Source organism: Streptomyces sp. NPDC005281 (genome assembly GCF_040607495.1).
GTDB lineage: Bacteria > Actinomycetota > Actinomycetes > Streptomycetales > Streptomycetaceae > Streptomyces.
The window spans coordinates 63,966-83,256 of record NZ_JBEXGX010000010.1 but is presented as its reverse complement, the minus strand read 5'-3'; the positions used below and the strand labels follow the sequence as shown (position 1 = coordinate 83,256).

Sequence of the window (19,291 nt, the reverse complement as noted above, 5' to 3'; positions counted from 1 at the left end):
CGATCAGGGACAATGGGCGCCATGAGCGTTCGCAACCAGTCATCCGAGCCGTCCGAGGCAGTGGAGAACCACCGCGCCGGCTTCGCCTGTTTCGTGGGCCGCCCCAACGCGGGCAAGTCCACCCTCACGAACGCTCTGGTCGGCCAGAAGGTGGCGATCACCGCCGACCAGCCGCAGACCACGCGGCACACCGTGCGCGGCATCGTGCACCGGCCCGACGCGCAGCTGATCCTCGTCGACACCCCCGGCCTGCACAAACCGCGCACCCTGCTGGGCGAGCGGCTCAACGACATCGTCCGCACCACCTGGGCCGAGGTCGACGTGATCGGCTTCTGCCTGCCCGCGAACGAGAAGCTCGGCCCGGGTGACCGCTTCATCGCGAAGGAACTGGCGTCGATCAAGAAGACGCCGAAGATCGCGATCGTCACCAAGACCGACCTCGTCGACAGCAAGACGCTGGCCGAACAGCTCATCGCGATCGACCAGCTCGGCCGGGAGCTCGGGTTCGAGTGGGCCGAGATCGTTCCGGTGTCGGCGGTCGGGGACGATCAGGTGGGTCTGCTGGCCGACCTGATCGCCCCGCTGCTGCCGCAGGGCCCCGCCCTCTACCCCGAGGGCGACCTGACGGACGAGCCGGAGCAGGTCATGATCGCGGAGCTGATCCGGGAGGCCGCCCTGGAGGGCGTCCGTGACGAGCTTCCGCACTCCATCGCCGTCGTGGTCGAGGAGATGCTGCCGCGCGAGGACCGCCCCGCCGACAAGCCGCTCCTGGACATCCACGCCTTCGTCTACATCGAGCGCCCCAGCCAGAAGGGGATCGTCATCGGCCCCAAGGGCAAGCGCCTGAAGGACGTCGGTATCAAGTCCCGCAAGCAGATCGAGGCGCTGCTCGGCACGCCGGTCTTCCTCGACCTCCATGTGAAGGTCGCCAAGGACTGGCAGCGCGACCCCCGTCAGCTGCGCAAGCTCGGCTTCTGAGACTCGGCTTCCGAGACCGCTTCGAGGACGGCCCGGCAGTCCGGGCCGTCCTTCCGTTCGTCCGGGGGCGGGAGGGGAGCCTTCTCAGCCCGCGGTCACCGTCAGGTGTACGACACCGTCGAGCCCGGCCAGCAGCACCGGCGTCGCGGGCCCGGCGAGATCCCGTACGGCCGCGCGGTCCGCGTCGCTGACCGCCTCGGCCCCGGACACCACGGCCGCCGCCTCCAGGGACTTCGCCCCGGACGCCACGGCCATCGCCACGGCGGTCTGAAGGGCGCTCAGCCGCAGGGACTCCAGCTCCACGGTCCCGGCGACGTACGTACGCCCCGTCTCGTCGCGTACGGCCGCGCCCTCGGGCACACCGTTGCGGGCCCGCGCGGAACGGGCCAGGGTGACGATCTTGCGGTCCTCGGGGTCGAGCGCGCTGCTGTCGGTCATGACCAGAGCATACGAAGTGCCGGCACCGTCTCCCGCCGACGGGTCACCCGGCCACCGGATACATCGACCCCCGGCGCCCCTCGGGCGAGGCGAGCCACTCCAGCTTGGCGGCCGTGTTCTCCTCCGGCAGCGGCGTGTGCAGCACGATCGTGAGATCGGGCCTGACCGGCACCTTCATCGCGGTGGACTCGACGGCGAGCAGTCCCACCAGAGGATGGTCGAGCTCCTTGCGGATCTGCCCGGCGTCCTCGATGTCCCGCCGCTCCCACAGCTCGGCGAACTCGACGCTGGCGTCCGTCAGTTCGGCCAGCAGCTCGCGAAACCCCTCGTCGTCGGGCGCGGCGGCGCACGAGGCCCTGAACTGGGCCACGACCGTACGGGCGTTGTGCTCCCAGGTGCGTGAACGGCCCCGGTAGAGCGGGTCGGTGAAGAAGTCGACGATGCAGTTCTGGGTGTTCTCCGGACGCATGCCGAGGACCACCGCGGCGGCGTCGTTGTACATGACGCAGTTGTAGTACGGGTCCATGATGTGCGCCGGATACGGCATCCACGTGTCGATCAGCCGCCGCAGCCCGTCGCACATGTCCCGGTCCCCCGGGGCCACTTCGGGCGCGGGCGGGTTCAGCCCGGCCAGCGTGTACAGATGGCGGCGCTCGGTGTTGCTGAGCCGCAGCACACGGGCGACGGAGTCCAGGACCTGCGGCGACACGGAGATGTCCCGTCCCTGTTCCAGCCACTGGTACCAGGAGGCGCCCACGCCCGCGAGGACGGCGACCTCCTCGCGGCGCAGCCCCGGTGTGCGGCGGCGGGCTCCGCCGTCCGGGAGCCCGGCCTCGGCCGGTGACACCCGTGCCCTGCGGCTCATCAGGAACTCGCGCAGCTCCGGACGCCGTTGGGCCCTCGGCGCGTCCTCCGTCACGTGTCTCCCCCTTCGGTGACTGGTGGTGCGGCCACCAGCATAAGTTCCGGCTCCCCACGGATGTTCCGGCCGCCGCAAGCTCTTGCCATGACCACGGAGACGACCACCGAGTCCACCATCCGCACCCCCGGCGACGGCGCGCCGGGCATCGATCCGGGCACCACGAACGGCCCCCGGGCCGGGACCTCCGCCGCTCGTCCCACTCGCCGCGCCCGCCCGAAGGAGGACCGGCCACCGCGCGCGGACCGGCTGTCGGGACGGGACGCACTCGTGCTCCTGGTGCTGTGCGCCGCCCAGTTCATGGTCGCGCTGGACTTCTCCGTCCTGAACGTGGCGCTGCCCGTGCTCGGCCGGGACCTCGGCATGAGCCGGTCCGCCCTCCAGTGGGCCGTCACCGCCTTCGCCCTGCCGTCCGGCGGCTTCCTGCTCCTCTTCGGCCGGATCGGCGACCTGTACGGCCGCCGCAGACTCTTCCTCGCCGGGCTGACCGTGTTCGGGTCGGCCTCGCTGCTCGCGACCTTCGCCTGGGACCCGGCGTCGTTCCTGGCCGGACGGGCCCTGCAAGGGCTCGCGGCGGCGGCGATCGTGCCGACCGGCATGTCGCTGCTGACCACGACGTTCCCGGAGGGCCCCGCCCGTGACCGCGCGCTCGGCATCTCCGGCACGCTCCTGTCGCTCGGCTTCACGATCGGCATGGTGGCGGGCGGCGTCCTGACCGACGTGCTGGGCTGGCGTTCGACGATGGGGCTGCTGTCGCTGTTCGCGCTGATCGTGCTGCCGCTCGCGGTCGCTCTGCTGCCCACGTCCCGCACCCCGCACGCCGCCGCGGCCGGTGCCCAGGGCCGCCCTCGCCTGGACATCCCCGGCGCGGTCACCGTCACCGGTGGCCTGCTGGCCCTGATCTACGCGCTGTCGACGGCGGCCGAGCGCGGTTTCGGCGGCGCGGACGTCGTCACGACGCTCGCCCTGGGCGTGCTCCTGCTGGGTGCCTTCGTCCGGATCGAGTCCGGTGCCGACGCCCCGCTCGTCAGCCTGAGGATGCTGCGCCGCCGCACCGTGGCGTGGGGCAACCTGGGCGGCCTGGTCACCTTCTCGATGATGTCGACGGTCGTGTTCGCGCTGACCCTGTACCTCCAGGAGACGCTCGGCCTCTCCGCCTTCGAGACGGGCCTGGTCTTCGGTGTGCAGGGTGTGCTGTCGGCCGTTGCCGGGGTGTACGCCCCGAAGGTCATCGGCCGCTTCGGCGCCCGGCGCACGCTGGCCGGCTCGCTGGCCGGTCAGGGCCTGTTCGTGGCGGGGATGCTGCTGCTGAACGCGCACACCTGGTCGGTCTGGATCGCCGTCGCCGGGGTGTCGCTGGCCAGCATGTGCCACCTGGGCGCGATCATCTCGTACGGTCTGACCGTCACCTCGGGCGTTCCCGACGAGGAGCAGGGCCTGGCCACCGGTCTGGTGACCTCGACCCAGCAGGTGGGCATCACCGTCGGCATCCCGCTCCTCGGTGTCCTCGCGACCACCTCGCACGACCTGCTGAGCGGCGTCCACACGGTCCTCGCCCTGGACGCGGCCGTCGTGCTCGCGGCGGCGGCGCTCGTCTCGGTCGGACTCGGGCGGCGGGGCACGGCGGGCACCCGCTGAGGGTGGCGCCGGCCCGCACCGGGTCAGGGACGGTCGAGGCGCAGCCGCTCGGCCCGCGGCAGACCGGCCACGACGAGATCGTAGGAATCCTCGACGAGCTCCCGGACCAGACGGTCCGGGAGCTCGCCGTCGACGGTCACCGTGTTCCAGTGCCGCTTGTTCATGTGATAGCCCGGGACGATCAGCCCCTGGTGCTGCTCGCGCAGCCGGATCGCGTCCTCGGGGACGCACTTCAGGTTGACCGTGAGCGGGCGCCCGTCGAGGTTCGTCAGCGCGAAGAGCTTGCCCAGCACCTTGAAGACCGAGGTCTCGGGGTTGAAGGGGAAGTCCTCGACGGTGGCGTTGAAGGACAGGCAGAACGCGCGCAGCTGCTGCGGGGTCACTCCGGCTTCTCCTCGCGAGGGGGCCCGGCCGGGCCGACCGGCTCGACGAGCACCGTGACGATCTTGTTCCGACGGCCGGCCGCGGCCTCCGCGGTGAGCCGCAGCTCGCGCCCGTCGGGCAGTTGGACCACCGAGGAGGCACCGGCGATCGGGACCCGTCCCAGCGCCTTGGCCAGCAGCCCTCCGACGGTCTCCACGTCCTCGTCGTCGTAGGCCTCGAAGCCGTACAGCTCGCCGAGGTCGCCGATGTCGAGGCGGGCGGTCACCCGGAAGCTGTCGTCGCCGAGTTTCTGGACGGGCGGGAGTTCGCGGTCGTACTCGTCGGTGATCTCGCCGACGATCTCCTCGAGGATGTCCTCGATGGTGACGATGCCGGCCGTGCCGCCGTACTCGTCGATGACGACGGCGACGTGGTTGCGCTCCTGCTGCATCTCGCGCAGCAGGTCGCCGGCGTTCTTGGTGTCGGGCACGAACGCGGCCGGCCGCATGGCCGTGGAGACCAGCTCGGACTCGGCGTCGCGGCTGATGTGCGTCTTGCGGGCCAGGTCCTTGAGGTAGACGATCCCGACGATGTCGTCCTCGTTCTCCCCGGTGACGGGTATGCGCGAGAAGCCGGAGCGCAGGGCGAGGGTGAGGGCCTGCCGGATGGTCTTGTAGCGCTCGATGACGACGAGGTCGGTGCGGGGCACCATGACCTCGCGCACGAGGGTGTCGCCGAGCTCGAAGACCGAGTGCACCATGCGGCGCTCCTCGTCCTCGATCAGCGACTCCTTCTCGGCCAGGTCGACCATCGCCCGCAGCTCCGCCTCGGAGGCGAACGGGCCGCGCCGGAATCCCTTGCCGGGGGTGAGCGCGTTGCCGATGAGGATCAGCAGCGGCGGGATCGGTCCCATGATCCGCGCGAGCGGCAGCAGGACGTACGCCGCCGCGGTCGCGGTGTTCAGCGGGTGCTGGCGGCCGATGGTGCGCGGCGAGACACCGACCGCGACGTACGACACGAGGACCATGACGGTGATGGCGACGGCGAGGGCCTGCCAGGTCTTGTCGAACTCCTTCAGGCAGGCGAAGACGACGAGCGCCGCGGCCGCCATCTCGCAGACCACCCGGAGCAGCAGCGCCACGTTCAGATAGCGCGTCGGGTCCGCGGCGACCTGCGCGAGCTTGGCGCTGCCGCGCCGGCCGGCGCGGACCGCCTCCTCGGCACGGAAGCTGGAGACGCGCGCGAGGCCCGCCTCCGCGCAGGCGGCGAGCCAGGCCACGACGACCAGAACGATGGCACCGATGACCAGCTGAGGACTCATGACACGGTCGGGGCCGGAGACGGGCCCGTGATGCCCTTCTCCGCGCGCCAGCCGTCCACGATGGCTGCCTGGAGGCCGAACATCTCGGCCTTCTCGTCGGCCTCCTCGTGGTCGTAGCCGAGGAGGTGCAGCACTCCGTGGACGGTGAGCAGCTGGAGCTCCTCGTCCATGGAGTGCTGCGTCGGGGCGTCCTTGCCCTGCTGCTCGGCGACCTCGGGGCAGAGCACGATGTCGCCGAGCAGCCCCTGCGGCGGCTCGTCGTCGTCCTTCGACGGCGGGCGCAGTTCGTCCATCGGGAAGGACATGACGTCCGTCGGACCCGGCAGGTCCATCCACTGGATGTGCAGCTGCTCCATGGCGTCGGTGTCCACGACGATCACCGAGAGCTCGGAGAGCGGGTGGATGCGCATCCGTGCGAGCGCGTAGCGGGCGATGTCGAGGATCGCCTGCTCGTCGACCTCGGTTCCGGACTCGTTGTTGACGTCGATCGACATGGCTGTGCTGGTCTACTTCCCTTTGTGGCCCCGGCTCTTGTTCGAGCCGTTCTCGGTGCCGTTCTCGCTGTCGTACTTCTCGTACGCGTCGACGATACGGCCGACCAGCTTGTGCCGGACGACATCCTGGGACGTGAGCCGCGAGAAGTGGACGTCCTCGACACCCTCCAGGATGTCCTGGACCTGCCGAAGACCCGACTTCGTGCCGCTCGGGAGGTCGACCTGTGTCACGTCACCCGTGATCACGATCTTCGACTCGAAGCCGAGCCGGGTGAGGAACATCTTCATCTGTTCGGGGCTCGTGTTCTGGGCCTCGTCCAGGATGATGAAGGCGTCGTTGAGGGTCCTGCCGCGCATGTACGCCAGCGGCGCGACCTCGATCGTCCCCGAGGCCATCAGCTTCGGGATCGAGTCCGGGTCGAGCATGTCGTGCAGCGCGTCGTACAGCGGGCGCAGATAGGGGTCGATCTTCTCGTAGAGCGTGCCGGGCAGGAAGCCCAGACGCTCACCGGCCTCGACCGCCGGGCGGGTCAGGATGATCCTGTTGACCTGCTTGGACTGGAGCGCCTGGACGGCCTTCGCCATGGCGAGGTACGTCTTGCCCGTACCGGCGGGGCCGATGCCGAACACGATGGTGTGCTTGTCGATGGCGTCGACGTAGCGCTTCTGGTTGAGCGTCTTGGGGCGGATCGTGCGGCCTCGCGAGGACAGGATGTTCTGCGTGAGCACCTCGGCCGGAGTCTCCCGGCCGTCGCCCTCCCCGTTCTCGCTCGCCCTGAGCATGGCGATCGAGCGTTCCACTGCGTCCTCCGTCATGGGCTGCCCCGTGCGGAGCACCAGCATCATCTCGTCGAACAGGCGCTGGACGAGAGCGACTTCACCGGCGTCGCCGACCGCACTGATCTCGTTTCCCCGGACGTGGATGTCGGCCGCCGGGAAGGCCTTCTCGATCACGCGAAGCAGAGCGTCCCCGGAACCCAGAACAGTCACCATGGGGTGCTTGGCCGGGACGGTGAAGTGCGCGCGCGCCTGCCCCTGGACGGGGCCGTGAGCTGTGGGTGTCTGAGTCATGGGCCGGCTCTGTAGGCCTGCGTATCCTCCTCGGTCGGCACGCTTGCCACACGGGCAGCCTTGCGTTCCCAGCGTACGTCGCGGGGCTCATGGACCCGTAGGGCTTTTCCTCAGGTGACGAGGTCGTGACCTGAGAGCACACCGAGGACGCCGTGCCGTCGCGTGCCGGACATCATCAGGCCGAGCGGCCGAAACCGATCGTCGGCACCGCCCGGCGCAGCGGCCAGGGGCGGGTGACCTCCGGGAGCAGGCCCTCAAGGAAGGCGTACCGGCTCAGGGCCGCCGGGTCCTGGTCGTCGACCGACTGGACCCGGCGCCACCAGGCGGCGATCTCCGACCAGCCGGGCGCCGACAGCGATCCGCCGAACTCCTGGACCGAGAGCGCGGCCGTCAGCCCGGCGAAGGCGAGCCGGTCGGCGAGCGGCCAGCCGGCCAGGGTCCCCGTGACGAAACCGGCGACGAAGACGTCCCCGGCGCCGGTGGGGTCCAGTGCCTCGACGGCGATCGCCGGGACCTCGGCGCTCTCCCCGGAGCGCCCGTCCACGGCGTAGGCGCCGTCGGAGCCGAGGGTGACGACCGCCAGCGGCACGTGCTCGGCCAGCGCGTGCGCCGCCGCGCGGGGGCAGTCGGCGCGGGTGTAGCGCATGGCCTCCTCGGCGTTCGGCAGGAACGCCTCGCAGTGCGCCAGATCGGCGAGGCCCGCCAGGTCCCAGCGGCCGGTGTCGTCCCAGCCGACGTCCGCGAAGATCCGGGTGCCCAGGCTCGCGGCCTGCTCGATCCAGGGCGCGCGGACACCCGGGGTCAGCGAGGCGACGGCGGCACGCGCGCGCGGCGGGCATTCCGGCGCGGGTTCCTCGGGCGGCGGCTCGTGCCCATGGCTGACCATGGTCCGCTCGCCCTCGTACGCCATCGACACGGTGACCGGCGAGTGCCAGCCGGGCACGGTCCGCGACGGTGTCAGATCGATGTTCTCGCCCTGCTCCAGGGCGTCCCAGCAGTACTCCCCGTAGTGGTCGTCGCCGAAGGCGGCGGCGAGGGAGGTCCTGAGGCCCAGCCGGGCGAGGGCGGTCGCCATGTTCGCGACGCCGCCGGGGCTCGACCCCATGCCGCGCGCCCAGGACTCGGTGCCGCGCACGGGGGCGGAATCGAGCCCGGTGAAGATGATGTCCAGGAACACCGTGCCCGTCAGATAGACGTCCCAGGGGGGATCGCCGGCCTTGCGCAGCCCGGCGAGCGGGTCGACATGGGCCTGACGGAACGGTCCCTCGCCGTTGATCACGGTGCGCTCCCTGGGGATGGTCCGGATCTGGCCAGTGTGCACCACACCGGCCACACGGGCCGTGGATCACGCCGGGGTGTCCGCGCCCCACACCCCCCACGGAACGAGCCCTCCCGGCCGCGCACTCGCCTTCTCGCGACCCACGCCCCGCCCGCGGCCCGGTGCTCGAGACGTCGGCTTCTCGGTCGGAAAGCGGGTCCGATACCCCGCGTTCCCCGCCGCAAACAAAGAGTGGGCCAGATCACATCGCCACGCCTTTTTCGCGGACCCCCACCTTGATACAAATTGCCCGCGCGTTCCTGTCCGTCGACAGCCGCCCCTCCCCCTCTCTTCTTGAGCCGCTCTCGCCTGCCCTGGGAACGCCCGTGTCCGCCCGCACCCCCACGCCCTGGCCCCTCGTCGCCCTTTTCACGGCCGGGTACCTCGCCGCGTATCTGCTCCCCACCACCGTCGGCCGCCTCGACGCGGGACTCCCGCTGTCGGCCACCCAGGCCGGAGCCGTCGGCAGTGTCCTGCTGCTGAGCTCGGCCTCGGCCGGCTTCCTGCTCGCCTCCCGCGTAGACCGTTTCGGCCCGCGCGCGTTGGCCCGCGCCGGGCTGCTCCTCGCGGCCGCCGGCTACGGCACCGCCTCGCTCTCCTCGGCGCTGCCGCTCGTGGTCGGCGGCGCGATCGTCGGCGGCCTCGGCTCCGGTACGGCCACCACGGTCGCCGCCACCGGAATCGCCGGCCGGCCCGATCCGCACCGGATCACCGCCCTCGGCCTGTTCGGCGTCTCCGGCCTCGCGGGCGCGCTGTACCTGACCATCCCCCATCTCGGCCCGGGCCACGGTTACCCGCTCGCCGCGATCGCCTGCACCGCGCTGCTCGCGCTGGCGCTGACCGGACGGCTTCCCGCGCGCGCACCGGCCGCCCACGCCCGGCCCGCCACCGCCCCGCTCCCGCACCGCCGCTCCGGCCTGGTCCTCGCCGGCGCGATGCTCTTCTGGTCCCTCGCGCAGAACTCCCTGTGGGGCGTGAGCGGCCGGATAGGCCTGACCCAGGCCGGCCTCTCCGAGGTCGAGGTCGGCGCGGTCTTCGCGGTGGCGCTCGGCGCCGGCCTGCTCGGGACCGTCGGCGCGGGTGCCCTCGGCGCACGGCTGGGCCGGGCGCTGCCGATCGGCCTGGGCACGGCGCTGATAGCCGGCTGCATCGCGCTGAGCGCGAGGGCCACCGATCTGACGTCCTTCGCGTCGGGCGAGATCGCCTGGAACTCGCTGTACCCGGTCGTGCTCTCGTATGTGATCGGACTCGCCGCGTCCATGGACCCGCGCGGCCGGTGGGCCGTCCTCGTCGGTTCCGCCTCCTCGCTCGGCACGGCGTGCGGCCCGCTCACCGGCAGCCTGCTGTCGGCGCGGGAGGGATACCCGGTGATGGGAACGGTCCTGGCGGCGGGCCTGCTGCTCGTCGGCGTCCCGATGACCTTCGTGGCCCTGCGCCCACGCCGCACCATCCGGATCGTCGGGATCCCCGTGCCCGAGCTCCCTGTCACGGAGATCAGGGTGACCGAGGTCCCCGCCATGGACATACCCGCCATGGACATACCCGTCGTCGGGATCCCGCTGGAGGGCGTGCCCGCCCAGCGGGAGGCGTTCGGGACGGCGGGGCCCCGGCACACGGCGGCCGTCGCGGCCGCACCGGGGCCGGCGAGCTTCTGACGTTCGCCCGCCGACCCGGCCTTCCGTCCGGTCACCCGAACTCGTACGCCTCGACCTCGGCGAGGTAACGCGCGCGCCGCTCCTCGTCATGCTCCAGGAAGGACGCCTCGAACGAGTTGCGCGCGAGCTCCCGCAGCCGCTCCTCACCGAGGCCGAGGGCCTGACGTACGGCGGCGAAGTTGTCGCCGACGTAACCGCCGAAGTAGGCCGGGTCGTCGGAGTTGACGGTGCACAGCAGCCCGGCGTCCATCATGGCGGGCAGCGGGTGCTCCGCCAGGACGTCCACGGCGCGCAGCCGTACGTTCGACAGCGGGCACAGGGTCAGCGGCACCCGCTCCCGGACGAGCCGTTCGACGAGCTCGGGGTCCTCCATGCAGCGCAGCCCGTGGTCGACGCGCTCGACGCCGAGGATGTCGAGGGCCTCCGTGATGTACGCGGGCGGCCCCTCCTCCCCGGCGTGCGCGACGCGCCGCAGACCGAGCTCGGCGGCGGCCTCGTACACCGCGCGGAACTTGACGGGCGGGTGGCCGACCTCGGCGGAGTCGAGGCCGATGCCGGTGATCCGGTCGAGGTAGGGCCTCGCCGCCTCCAGGGTGTCCATGGCGGACTCGGCGGACTCGTCACGCAGGAAGCACATGATCAGCTGGGTGGAGACGCCATGGGTCTCCTCACTGCGCCCGAGCGCCCGCCACAGCCCCTCGACGACCGTCCCCATCGGCACGCCCCGGGCGATGTGGGCCTGCGGGTCGAAGAAGATCTCCGCGTGCCGTACGCCCTGTGCGGCGGCGCGGGCGAGGTAGGCGTCGGCCAGGTCGGCGAAGTCCGCCTCCGTCCGCAGGACGGCCATGAGCTCGTAGTACAGGTTCAGGAAGGTCTGGAGGTCGTCGAAGAGGTACGCCTTGCGCAGCTCCTCGGTGTCCGCGTACGGCAGTGTGACGCCGTTGCGCGCGGCGAGCGCGAAGGCCAGCTCGGGTTCGAGGGTGCCTTCGATGTGCAGGTGCAGTTCAGCCTTGGGGATGGACATCGAAGCATCGTACGGTTCATCCCCCGACGTACCGAAAACAGCACCTTCCCGGCACACGAACACCCGGCACGCCCACTCGGCACGCCGGTCCTTCCGGCACACGGACACCCGGCACGCCCGCCCACCCGGCACGCGAACCCCGGCCCGCCCGCCCTCTCGGCACCCCGGCACGCCCACCCTCCCGGCACACGAACACCCGGCCCCGGCGTCACGGAACCGGAGCCGGCCCCGGGCCGTGACCTCGGGGCCGTCGTGTCCTCAGTGCCGCTTCGGCACCGGCACCCGCACCAGGTCGTGCGCCACCGTCAGGTCCCCGTCGAAGCCCGCCGCGCGGGCCTCGCGCTCGAACTCCCCGGGGTCGGGGTAGCGCTGGCTGAAGTGGGTGAGCACGAGGTGCCGTACGCCCGCCTCCCTGGCCACCCGGCCTGCCTGGCCGGCCGTCAGATGGCCGTGGTCGGCGGCGAGCTGATGGTCGCCGTCGAGGAAGGTCGACTCGATGACCAGCAGGTCGCAGCCCTCGGCGAGCGCGTCCACTCCCTCGCACAGCCGGGTGTCCATGACGAACGCGAACTTCTGTCCCGGCCGCACCTCGCTGACGTCGTCCAGCGTGACACCCCGCAGCGAGCCCTCCCGTTGCAGCACCCCGACGTCGGGCCCCTTGATCCCGTGCTCGGCGAGCCGCTCCACCAGCATGCGCCGGCCGTCCGGTTCGACCAGCCGGTACCCGAAGGACTCGACGGGGTGGGAGAGCCTGCGGGCCTCGAGCGTGTACGCGGGGGTCGTCGCGAGGACGCCGTCGTCCTCGACCGGCGCCTCGGTCAGCCGCGCGGTCTCGCGGTAGGCGGTGGCGTACCGCAGCCGCTCGAAGAAGTGCGCTCCGGAGAGCGGGTAGTGCGCGGTCACCTCGTGCGGTACGCGGTCGAGGTTGATGCGCTGGATCACCCCGCCGAGTCCGAGCGCGTGGTCACCGTGGAAATGGGTGACGCAGATACGGTTCAGGTCGTGCGCGGCGACCCCGGCACGCAGCATCTGGCGCTGGGTGCCCTCGCCGGGGTCGAAGAGGAGACCCTCGCCGTCCCAGCGCAGCAGATAGCCGTTGTGGTTGCGGTGCCGGGTCGGGACCTGGCTGGCGGTGCCGAGGACCACCAGTTCACGTGCGGACAAGGCCGGTTATCCCGGCGGCCACTGCATGCCGCGGCCGCCCAGGAGGTGGGCGTGCGCGTGGAAGACGGTCTGGCCGGCACCGCTGCCCGTGTTGAACACGATGCGGTAGCTCTCCAGCTTCTCCTCGGCCGCGACCTCGCCGGCCTCGCGCAGGACGTCCGCCGCGACGGCGGGTTCGGCGGCGGCCAGGGACGCCGCGTCGGGGTGGTGCACCTTGGGAATGACCAGGATGTGCGTCGGTGCCTGCGGGTTTATGTCGCGGAACGCCACGGTCGTGTCGCTCTCGCGCACCAGCGTCGCCGGGATCTGTCCCGCCACGATCTTGCAGAACAGGCAGTCGTCCTGCGGTTCTTCCCCGCCCGCGTCCCGCCCCGGCTCCTGCGCCATGCGTGTGCCTCCTCACGCCAGCCGATCATTACCTCCGCATGCTAGCGGCCCCGCGCGTCCGACGGCTCGCGGGCGACTCGCGCCGCCGGCCCCCGTACCGGGGCCCCGGTCACAGCGGCGGCAGCGTGGGCGCGGCCTTCGCCGGGTTCTCCTCCAGTGCGGCCAGCGCGATCCTGACCGCCTCGTCGAGCTGGGTGTCACGCCCGGCCGCGTGGTCCTGCGGCGTCTGGACGACCTCGACGTCGGGATCGACGCCGTGGTTCTCGACGTTCCACTCGTAACCCTCCATCCAGAAGGCGTACTTGGGCTGGGTGACGGAGGTGCCGTCGACGAGGCGGTAGCGGCTGTCGATGCCGATGACACCGCCCCAGGTGCGGGTGCCGACCACGGGACCGATGCGCAGCGCCTTGATCGCCGCGTTGACGATGTCGCCGTCGGAGCCGGAGAACTCGTTGGCGACGGCGACGACGGGACCGCGCGGCGCGTCCTCCGGGTAGCTGTAGGGGCGCAGGCCGCGGGGCAGGTCCCAGCCGACGATCCGCCGGGCGAGCTTCTCCACGACGAGCTGGGAGGTGTGGCCGCCGCGGTTCTCGCGGACGTCGACGACCAGGCCCTCGCGGGCCACCTCGACCCGCAGATCGCGGTGGAGCTGCGCCCACCCGGCGCCGACCATGTCCGGCACGTGCAGATAGCCGAGGCGTCCGCCGGAGTGTTCGTGGACGTAGGCGCGCCGGTCGGTCACCCACGCGTGGTAGCGCAGCGGCTCCTCGTCGGCGAGCGGCACGACGACCGCGTGGCGCGGATCGCCGCCGCCCGAGGGCGAGACGGTCAGCTCGACGGGTTTGCCCGCCGTGCCGACGAGCAGGGGCGCCGGCCCGGCCACCGGGTCCACCGGCCGGCCGCCGACCGCGAGGATCGCGTCCCCGGCACGCACGGCGACGCCGGGTGCGGCGAGCGGGGCCCGCGCGTCGGGGTCGGAGGTCTCCGAGGGGAGGATCCGGTCGATGCGCCAACTGCCGTCCTCGTGACGGGAGATGTCCGCGCCGAGGAGCCCCTGTGCCCGGTCTCCGCCGCTCCATCCGCCGCGCGGGGTGACGTACGCGTGCGAGGTGCCGAGTTCGCCCTGCACCTCCCACAGCAGGTCGACGAGGTCGTCGTGGGTGGCGACCCGGTCCAGGACCGGCCGGTACCGGTCGAGCACCGCGTCCCAGTCGACGCCGCCCAGGTCCGGCCGCCAGAAGTTGTCCCGCATCAGGCGGCCGGTCTCGTCGTACATCTGGCGCCACTCGGCGGCTGGGTCGACGCTCTGGCGCACCCGCGACAGGTCGACGGTGATGTTCGTGTCGCTCTCGTCGTCGTTCGAGGCGCGCCGGTCGCTGGGGACGACCTTGAGCTTGCCGTCGGTCCACAGCAGGACCCGCTTGCCGTCGCCGGTGACGGTGAAGTGGTCGGCGTCGGCGGCGAGATGCTCGATGCGCTGCTGGGCGAGGTCGTACCGCTCCAGTTCGTTCTTCGGGTCCGGGTCGTCCGGGGTGGCGCGGGAGGAGCCGAGCACGCCCCGTACGGGGTGGCGCAGCCACAGCAGTCCGTCCTTGGCGGCGCGCAGTGTGGAGTAGCGGGCGGCCTCGACGGGGAACGGCACGATCCGGTCGGCGAGTCCGTCGAGGTCGATACGGGTGCTGGGGGCGCCCTCGCTGTCGGGTGTCTCGTCCTTGTCGGGGGCCTCGAAGGGCCTGCCGTGGCGCTGCGGCCCGAAGGGGGACGGGGTCGTCGCGGCCAGGGTGATCAGATACGGCCGGGAGCCGCCGACGAAGGCCAGGTCGAAGACGTGCTCGTCGTAGACGGGGTCGAAGGCGCGGGCCGACAGGAAGGCGAGGTGCTTGCCGTCGAGGGTGAACGCGGGGGCGTAGTCGCGGAAGCGCAGCGGGGTCGCCTCGGTGACCGACAGGTCGGTGGTGTTGGCGAGCTTGAGCTGGCGCAGCGGGCGGGGTCCGGGGTGGGACCAGGCGAGCCAGGCCGAGTCGGGTGAGAAGACGAGTCCGGTGACCTCCCCGTCCTCGCCGCGGTCGACCTCGCGGACCTCGCCGCTCTCGCGCTCGACGAGCAGCACGCGCCCGTCGTGCGAGGCGACGGCGGCGCGGCTTCCGTCGGGCGCCATGGCGAGGCCGAGGACCCGGCCGAGCACGCCGGCGGCGAGCCGTCGCGGGGTGGCTCCGGGGGCGACTCCGGTGGCGGGGGCGAACTCGAGGGCGTCGTCACCCTCCGCGTCGGTCACCCACACCACGTGCTCCTCGCCCTCGGCGCGGAAGGTTCGGGGCAGCCGGGCGCGGACGCCCTGTTCGGCGGCGAGGGCGCGGGTGGGGCCGGAGCGGTGGGTGACCCAGTGGACGGCACCGCGTACGGAGATCGCGCTGCCGCGTCCGGTGTGGTCGGGCGCGGCGGCGGAGAACCAGCGCGAGGCGCTCACGGGGTACGGCTGCCGGTCGACGCGCTGGCCGCCGAGCCGGATGCCGAGGCGGCGCGGCTCGGTGCCGTCGAGGTCGTCGAGGAGCCACAGTTCACCGGCGGACGTGTACATCACCCGGGCGCCGTCGGTGGCCGCGTGACGGGCGTAGAAGCCTCCCCCGCTCTCGGCTTCGCTCGAGCGCGAGGTGCCCCCAAGGGGGGTGTGGCGGCGCAGGTCGGATCCGTCGGCGAGGGAGGAGTACAGGGCGCCGACGCCCTCGTGGTCCGACAGGAAGGCGATCCGCTCTCCCACCCAGAAGGGGTATTCGAGGTTGCCGTCGACGTCCTCGTGCAGCCGGACGAACTCGCCGTCGCCGTCCCGGTCGATCCACAGCTTGCCGGCCGTGCCGCCCCGGTAGCGCTTCCACCAGGCGGCCTCGCGCCCCATCGGGGCGGACAGCAGGACGACGCCGTGCTCTCCGTGGGCGACGTCTCCGACGGGCCCGTACGGCAGGGTCGTCGCGGGGCCGCCGTCGAGCGGGACGGCCCGGGCCCAGGTGCGGCGCAGGCTGGCCTGGCCCTGGGTGCTGAGGGCGAGCACCTGTCCGTCGGGAGTCCAGCCGCGCACCTGGGTCTTCGCGCTGCCCCAGTACGTCAACCGTTGCGCGGGCCCGCCGTCCAGGGAGGCGGCGTGGACCTCGGGGGCTCCGTCCCGCGTCGACGTCCAGGCGACGGTCGTTCCGTCCGGGGAGATGCGTGGATGGCTGACCGGTACGTTGTCGGCGCTGACCCGCCAGGCCCGGCCGCCGCCGTCGAGCGGCGCGGCCCAGATGTCGTCCTCGGCGGTGAAGACGGCCAACTCGCCGTGCAGATGCGGAAACCGGATGTACGCGGAGGCTGCGGACTCAGTCACCCGGTCACCCTATGCAGCGCGCGTGTGGCCCGACAGGGGTTCGGATCACTTGATCCCTGTACGGTCCGGCAGGTCACTTGCCCTGCGAGGGCCAGCAGGTGGGGTCGCCCTTGCACCACATCGTCCTCGTCACGGTGACGGTGACGGTGGGGGCGGGCTGTCCGTTCGTGGGGTGGTAGGTGACCGGCGGGGTGGGTCCCGTGGCGCAGTCGCCCAGGCCCTTCACGTGGAAGATCTGCCTGCCGCCGACGGTGGCGCGCAGATCTCCGCGTACGCAGGCGCCGTTGACGGCCCGGGTGACCTTGCCCTTGACGACGATGGCCCGGCCGTCGCCGGTCTGGCCCCGGCAGTCGACGGTCGCCACGCTGTTCTCGGCCGGCGAGGACGCCTTTCCCGGCGCGGAGGCCTTGGCCGCGTCGCCCAGGCGGGCGGTGCAGGTGAGCCAGCGCACGTCCACGTGCTGCCGTTTCAGTTCCCTGGTCGCCGTCTGGTCGGTCGTGTAGGCCACGGTCGCGGTGCTGAGCCCGTCCAGGGGCCGGCATCCGGTCACCGCGAACACTCCGGCCACGCCCAGTCCGACGGCCATCAGCGCCCGCCCGCGCCTCGTACGGCGCCTGAAATACCTCAAAGCCCCCATGGACGGCAGCGTCCCACCGCACGGCGGCGCGCGGTAGACCGCATGCGGCCATCGGGGGCACAACCACCCGAAGGAGTTGTCCGGCAGCACCGGGAGATGACGAAGGTGACGATCTCCCGGGGCCGGACCGGTTCCTGACTGTCCGTCAGCCGAGCATCAGCAGCCACTCCTGGAGCTCCACCAGGTTGCCCTCGGGGTCCTTGAGGTGGGCGACCCGCATGCGGTCCGTCATGGGTGCCGGGCCGTGCAGCAGGGTCCCGCCGCGTGCGACGACCTGCTCGCAGTGGACGTCGAGGTCGTCGACCCGCAGCACCACCAGCGACCGGTGTCCGGCCACTTCGTCACCGAGCTCTCCCAGGATCTCGGCCATCATGGCGCGGTCCTGGAGAGCGATGCCCGCCGATCCCACGACGGGACTGAACTTCTCGTACGGTCCCTCGGTCGCCCCCGACTGGGGCTTGAGGCCGAGGACTTCGGAGTAGAAGCGGTAGCAGGCGGCGAAGTCGGAGACGAGCAGTCGTACCTGAGCGAGTTCCATGGATTCCCCGGTGGAGTTGCGGTCGGTGCGGCCGGTCCTGCGCGCGGTGGGTCAGGACCAGCGGCCGGTGCGGGCCAGCAGCAGTGCGGTGGCCACGGTGCCGGCCGTCGAGGTGCGCAGCACCGTCCGCCCCAGGTGGAAGGTCCTCGCGCCGGCCTCGGTGAAGAGCGCGACCTCTTCGGCGGAGATCCCGCCCTCGGGGCCGACCACCAGGACGATCTCGCCGGAGGCGGGCAGCGCGGCGGTCGCGAAGGGCTCGGTTTCCAGCGCAGTGTCCTCGTGGAGCACGGCGGCGAACTCGGCTTTGGCGAGAAGTGCGGCAACCTGCCTGGTCGTCATCGCGTCCGCGACCTCCGGGAAGCGCGCCCGGCGGGACTGCTTGCCGGCCTCCCGGGCGGTGGCCCGCCACTTGGTGAGCGCCTTCAGGCCCCGCTCGCCCTTCCACTGCGTGATGCAGCGGGAGGCGGCCCAGGGGACGATGGCGTCGACGCCGGTCTCGGTCATGGTCTCGACGGCCAGCTCGCCCCGGTCGCCCTTGGGCAGGGCCTGGACGACCGTGATGCGCGGCTCCTCGGCCGGCTCCTCGGTGACCGCGCCCATCCGTACGATCAGCCGGTCCTTGCCCTCGGTGCCGAGGACCACGCAGTCCGCCCGGCGCCCTTCTCCGTCGGTGAGGACGACGTCCTCACCGCTGTGCAGCCGTTTCACGGAGACGGCGTGCCGTCCCTCGGGTCCGTCGAGGACATGGCGACCCTCGCCGTCCGTGTCGAAGTGCTCGACCAGGAACACCGGTGCCGTCATCGGGCCGCACCCTCTTCCGGGGTCTCGGCGGCGGCCGACAACGCTGTCCCGGCGGCCGCGATCTCTGCGTTCAGTACCTCCACCAGCTGCCCGGCGGGCAGGTCACGCGCCATGCGGTGACCCTGCCCCGCCCACAGTGCCATGCCCTGCGCGTCGCCCGCCTTGGCGGCCGCCTTGCGCAGCGGCAGGGTGAGGTGGTGGATCTCGGGGTAGGCGGCGGGGGCGTACGGGCCGTGCTCGCGCATGAAGCGGTTGGCCAGCGCGCGCGCCGGACGTCCGGAGAAGGCGCGGGTGAGCTCGGTGCGTACGTAGAGGGGGTCGGTCAGCGCCTGCTTGTGCACGGTGCCTGCGCCGGACTCGGGGGTCGCGAGGAAGGCCGTGCCGAGCTGGGCCGCGTTCGCGCCTGCGGCGAGGACCGCGGCGATCTGGCTGCCGCGCATGATGCCGCCGGCCGCGACGACCGGGATGTCCACCGTCCCGCGGACCTGTGCGACCAGGGTGAGCAGGCCGACGCCCGTGCCGTCCGTCTCCGGGTTGTCCCGGTGGGTGCCCTGGTGTCCCCCGGCCTCGATGCCCTGGACGACGACCGCGTCGGCTCCGGCCCGCTGGACGCCGAGTGCTTCCTCGGCGGTGGTGGCGGTGACCAGGGTGAAGGTGCCGGCGCGGCGCAGCGCCTCCAGCACCTCGGGCTTCGGCACGCCGAAGTGGAAGGAGACGGCGGCCACCGGGTTGTCGAGGAGGACGGCGAGTTTGGCGTCGTAGCCGTCGTCGCGTCCGCTGTCCGGATCACCGAGCTCGGTCTCGTACCAGGCGGCCTCACCGGCGAGCTGGTTGGCGTACACCTCGACCGAGGCGGCATCCGCGTGCTCGGGCTGCGGGAGGAACAGGTTGACGCCGAAGGGACGACCGGTCAGCCCGCGCAGCTGCTTGATCTCCTGGTACATGCCGTCGGCCGTCTTGTACCCGGCGGCGAGGAAGCCGAGCCCGCCGGCCTCGGAAACGGCGGCCGCGAGCTGCGGGACGGAGACTCCGCCCGCCATGGGGGCCTGCACGATCGGGTGAGGGAAGAGATCGGTCAGCGCGGAGGACATGACGGCATGTTGTCACGTCCCCCGGACAAGTCCGAATCCGGTCGTCCGCCCGGATCCGGCCCTCGAAGCAAAAGGGCACGGGGTGGTCTCCACCCC

Annotated in this window: 18 protein-coding genes; 3 read left to right on the top strand and 15 right to left on the bottom strand. The window is 72.1% G+C overall.

The features are described from left to right. Nucleotides 1-12 precede the first annotated feature (12 nt). On the top strand, nt 13-978 hold the full coding sequence (era, locus tag ABZV42_RS16140) for a GTPase Era (protein ID WP_355976493.1): 966 nt from the start codon (nt 13-15) through the stop codon (nt 976-978). A gap of 84 nt (nt 979-1,062) precedes the next feature. Here era and ABZV42_RS16135 read toward each other — a convergent pair whose 3' ends face one another. Both ABZV42_RS16135 and ABZV42_RS16130 read right to left on the bottom strand, forming a co-directional pair. After that, on the bottom strand, nt 1,063-1,416 hold the full coding sequence (locus tag ABZV42_RS16135) for a cytidine deaminase (RefSeq protein ID WP_355976496.1): 354 nt from the start codon (nt 1,414-1,416) through the stop codon (nt 1,063-1,065). A gap of 43 nt (nt 1,417-1,459) precedes the next feature. After that, nucleotides 1,460-2,335, bottom strand: coding sequence for a helix-turn-helix transcriptional regulator (locus ABZV42_RS16130; RefSeq protein ID WP_355976498.1), 876 nt, complete (start codon nt 2,333-2,335; stop codon nt 1,460-1,462). A gap of 87 nt (nt 2,336-2,422) precedes the next feature. Here ABZV42_RS16130 and ABZV42_RS16125 point away from each other — a divergent pair, with 87 nt between their 5' ends. Continuing rightward, nucleotides 2,423-3,973, top strand: coding sequence for an MFS transporter (locus ABZV42_RS16125; RefSeq protein WP_355976501.1), 1,551 nt, complete (start codon nt 2,423-2,425; stop codon nt 3,971-3,973). A 23-nt stretch (nt 3,974-3,996) separates the two neighbouring features. Here the strand turns inward: ABZV42_RS16125 and ABZV42_RS16120 are convergent, their stop codons facing one another. From ABZV42_RS16120 to ABZV42_RS16100, 5 genes are all read right to left on the bottom strand, one after another. Next, the gene (locus ABZV42_RS16120; RefSeq protein WP_355976504.1) at nt 3,997-4,356 is read right to left on the bottom strand and encodes an MmcQ/YjbR family DNA-binding protein; all 360 of its coding nucleotides are present in this window, start codon (nt 4,354-4,356) and stop codon (nt 3,997-3,999) included. Next, complete coding sequence (locus ABZV42_RS16115) at nt 4,353-5,657, bottom strand: hemolysin family protein (protein WP_355976507.1); 1,305 nt, start codon at nt 5,655-5,657, stop codon at nt 4,353-4,355. The genes ABZV42_RS16120 and ABZV42_RS16115 overlap by 4 nt, the downstream gene beginning before the upstream one ends. Next, nucleotides 5,654-6,151, bottom strand: coding sequence for an rRNA maturation RNase YbeY (gene ybeY / locus ABZV42_RS16110; protein ID WP_326787904.1), 498 nt, complete (start codon nt 6,149-6,151; stop codon nt 5,654-5,656). The genes ABZV42_RS16115 and ybeY overlap by 4 nt, the downstream gene beginning before the upstream one ends. A gap of 12 nt (nt 6,152-6,163) precedes the next feature. Next, nucleotides 6,164-7,222 (bottom strand): PhoH family protein, encoded by a 1,059-nt coding sequence (locus ABZV42_RS16105; protein ID WP_355976509.1) that lies wholly within the window; start codon nt 7,220-7,222, stop codon nt 6,164-6,166. A 175-nt stretch (nt 7,223-7,397) separates the two neighbouring features. Further along, on the bottom strand, nt 7,398-8,501 hold the full coding sequence (locus ABZV42_RS16100; RefSeq protein ID WP_355976512.1) for a PfkB family carbohydrate kinase: 1,104 nt from the start codon (nt 8,499-8,501) through the stop codon (nt 7,398-7,400). Nucleotides 8,502-8,866: 365 nt separating this feature from the next. Here ABZV42_RS16100 and ABZV42_RS16095 point away from each other — a divergent pair, with 365 nt between their 5' ends. Next, nucleotides 8,867-10,195 carry an MFS transporter gene (locus ABZV42_RS16095; RefSeq protein WP_356052284.1) on the top strand — a complete coding sequence of 443 codons (1,329 nt, stop codon included), beginning with the start codon at nt 8,867-8,869 and terminating at the stop codon, nt 10,193-10,195. A 31-nt stretch (nt 10,196-10,226) separates the two neighbouring features. Here ABZV42_RS16095 and ABZV42_RS16090 read toward each other — a convergent pair whose 3' ends face one another. The 8 genes from ABZV42_RS16090 to ABZV42_RS16055 form a co-directional block, all read right to left on the bottom strand. Next, on the bottom strand, nt 10,227-11,219 hold the full coding sequence (locus ABZV42_RS16090; protein WP_355976515.1) for an adenosine deaminase: 993 nt from the start codon (nt 11,217-11,219) through the stop codon (nt 10,227-10,229). Nucleotides 11,220-11,477: 258 nt separating this feature from the next. Continuing rightward, nucleotides 11,478-12,383, bottom strand: a complete 906-nt coding sequence (locus tag ABZV42_RS16085) for a ribonuclease Z (RefSeq protein ID WP_355976518.1) — start codon at nt 12,381-12,383, stop codon at nt 11,478-11,480. Between the two features lie 6 nt (nt 12,384-12,389). Beyond that, the gene (locus tag ABZV42_RS16080; RefSeq protein WP_355976521.1) at nt 12,390-12,770 is read right to left on the bottom strand and encodes a histidine triad nucleotide-binding protein; all 381 of its coding nucleotides are present in this window, start codon (nt 12,768-12,770) and stop codon (nt 12,390-12,392) included. Nucleotides 12,771-12,879: 109 nt separating this feature from the next. Further along, nucleotides 12,880-16,128: a S41 family peptidase gene (locus tag ABZV42_RS16075; protein ID WP_356052282.1), complete on the bottom strand. Its 3,249-nt coding sequence runs from the start codon at nt 16,126-16,128 to the stop codon at nt 12,880-12,882. A gap of 73 nt (nt 16,129-16,201) precedes the next feature. Next, on the bottom strand, nt 16,202-16,765 hold the full coding sequence (locus tag ABZV42_RS16070; protein ID WP_355976525.1) for a hypothetical protein: 564 nt from the start codon (nt 16,763-16,765) through the stop codon (nt 16,202-16,204). Between the two features lie 145 nt (nt 16,766-16,910). After that, the gene (locus ABZV42_RS16065; protein WP_355976527.1) at nt 16,911-17,303 is read right to left on the bottom strand and encodes a VOC family protein; all 393 of its coding nucleotides are present in this window, start codon (nt 17,301-17,303) and stop codon (nt 16,911-16,913) included. A 51-nt stretch (nt 17,304-17,354) separates the two neighbouring features. After that, complete coding sequence (locus ABZV42_RS16060; protein ID WP_356052279.1) at nt 17,355-18,104, bottom strand: 16S rRNA (uracil(1498)-N(3))-methyltransferase; 750 nt, start codon at nt 18,102-18,104, stop codon at nt 17,355-17,357. Beyond that, nucleotides 18,101-19,195, bottom strand: coding sequence for a nitronate monooxygenase (locus ABZV42_RS16055; protein ID WP_355976531.1), 1,095 nt, complete (start codon nt 19,193-19,195; stop codon nt 18,101-18,103). The genes ABZV42_RS16060 and ABZV42_RS16055 overlap by 4 nt, the downstream gene beginning before the upstream one ends. Nucleotides 19,196-19,291 lie beyond the last annotated feature (96 nt).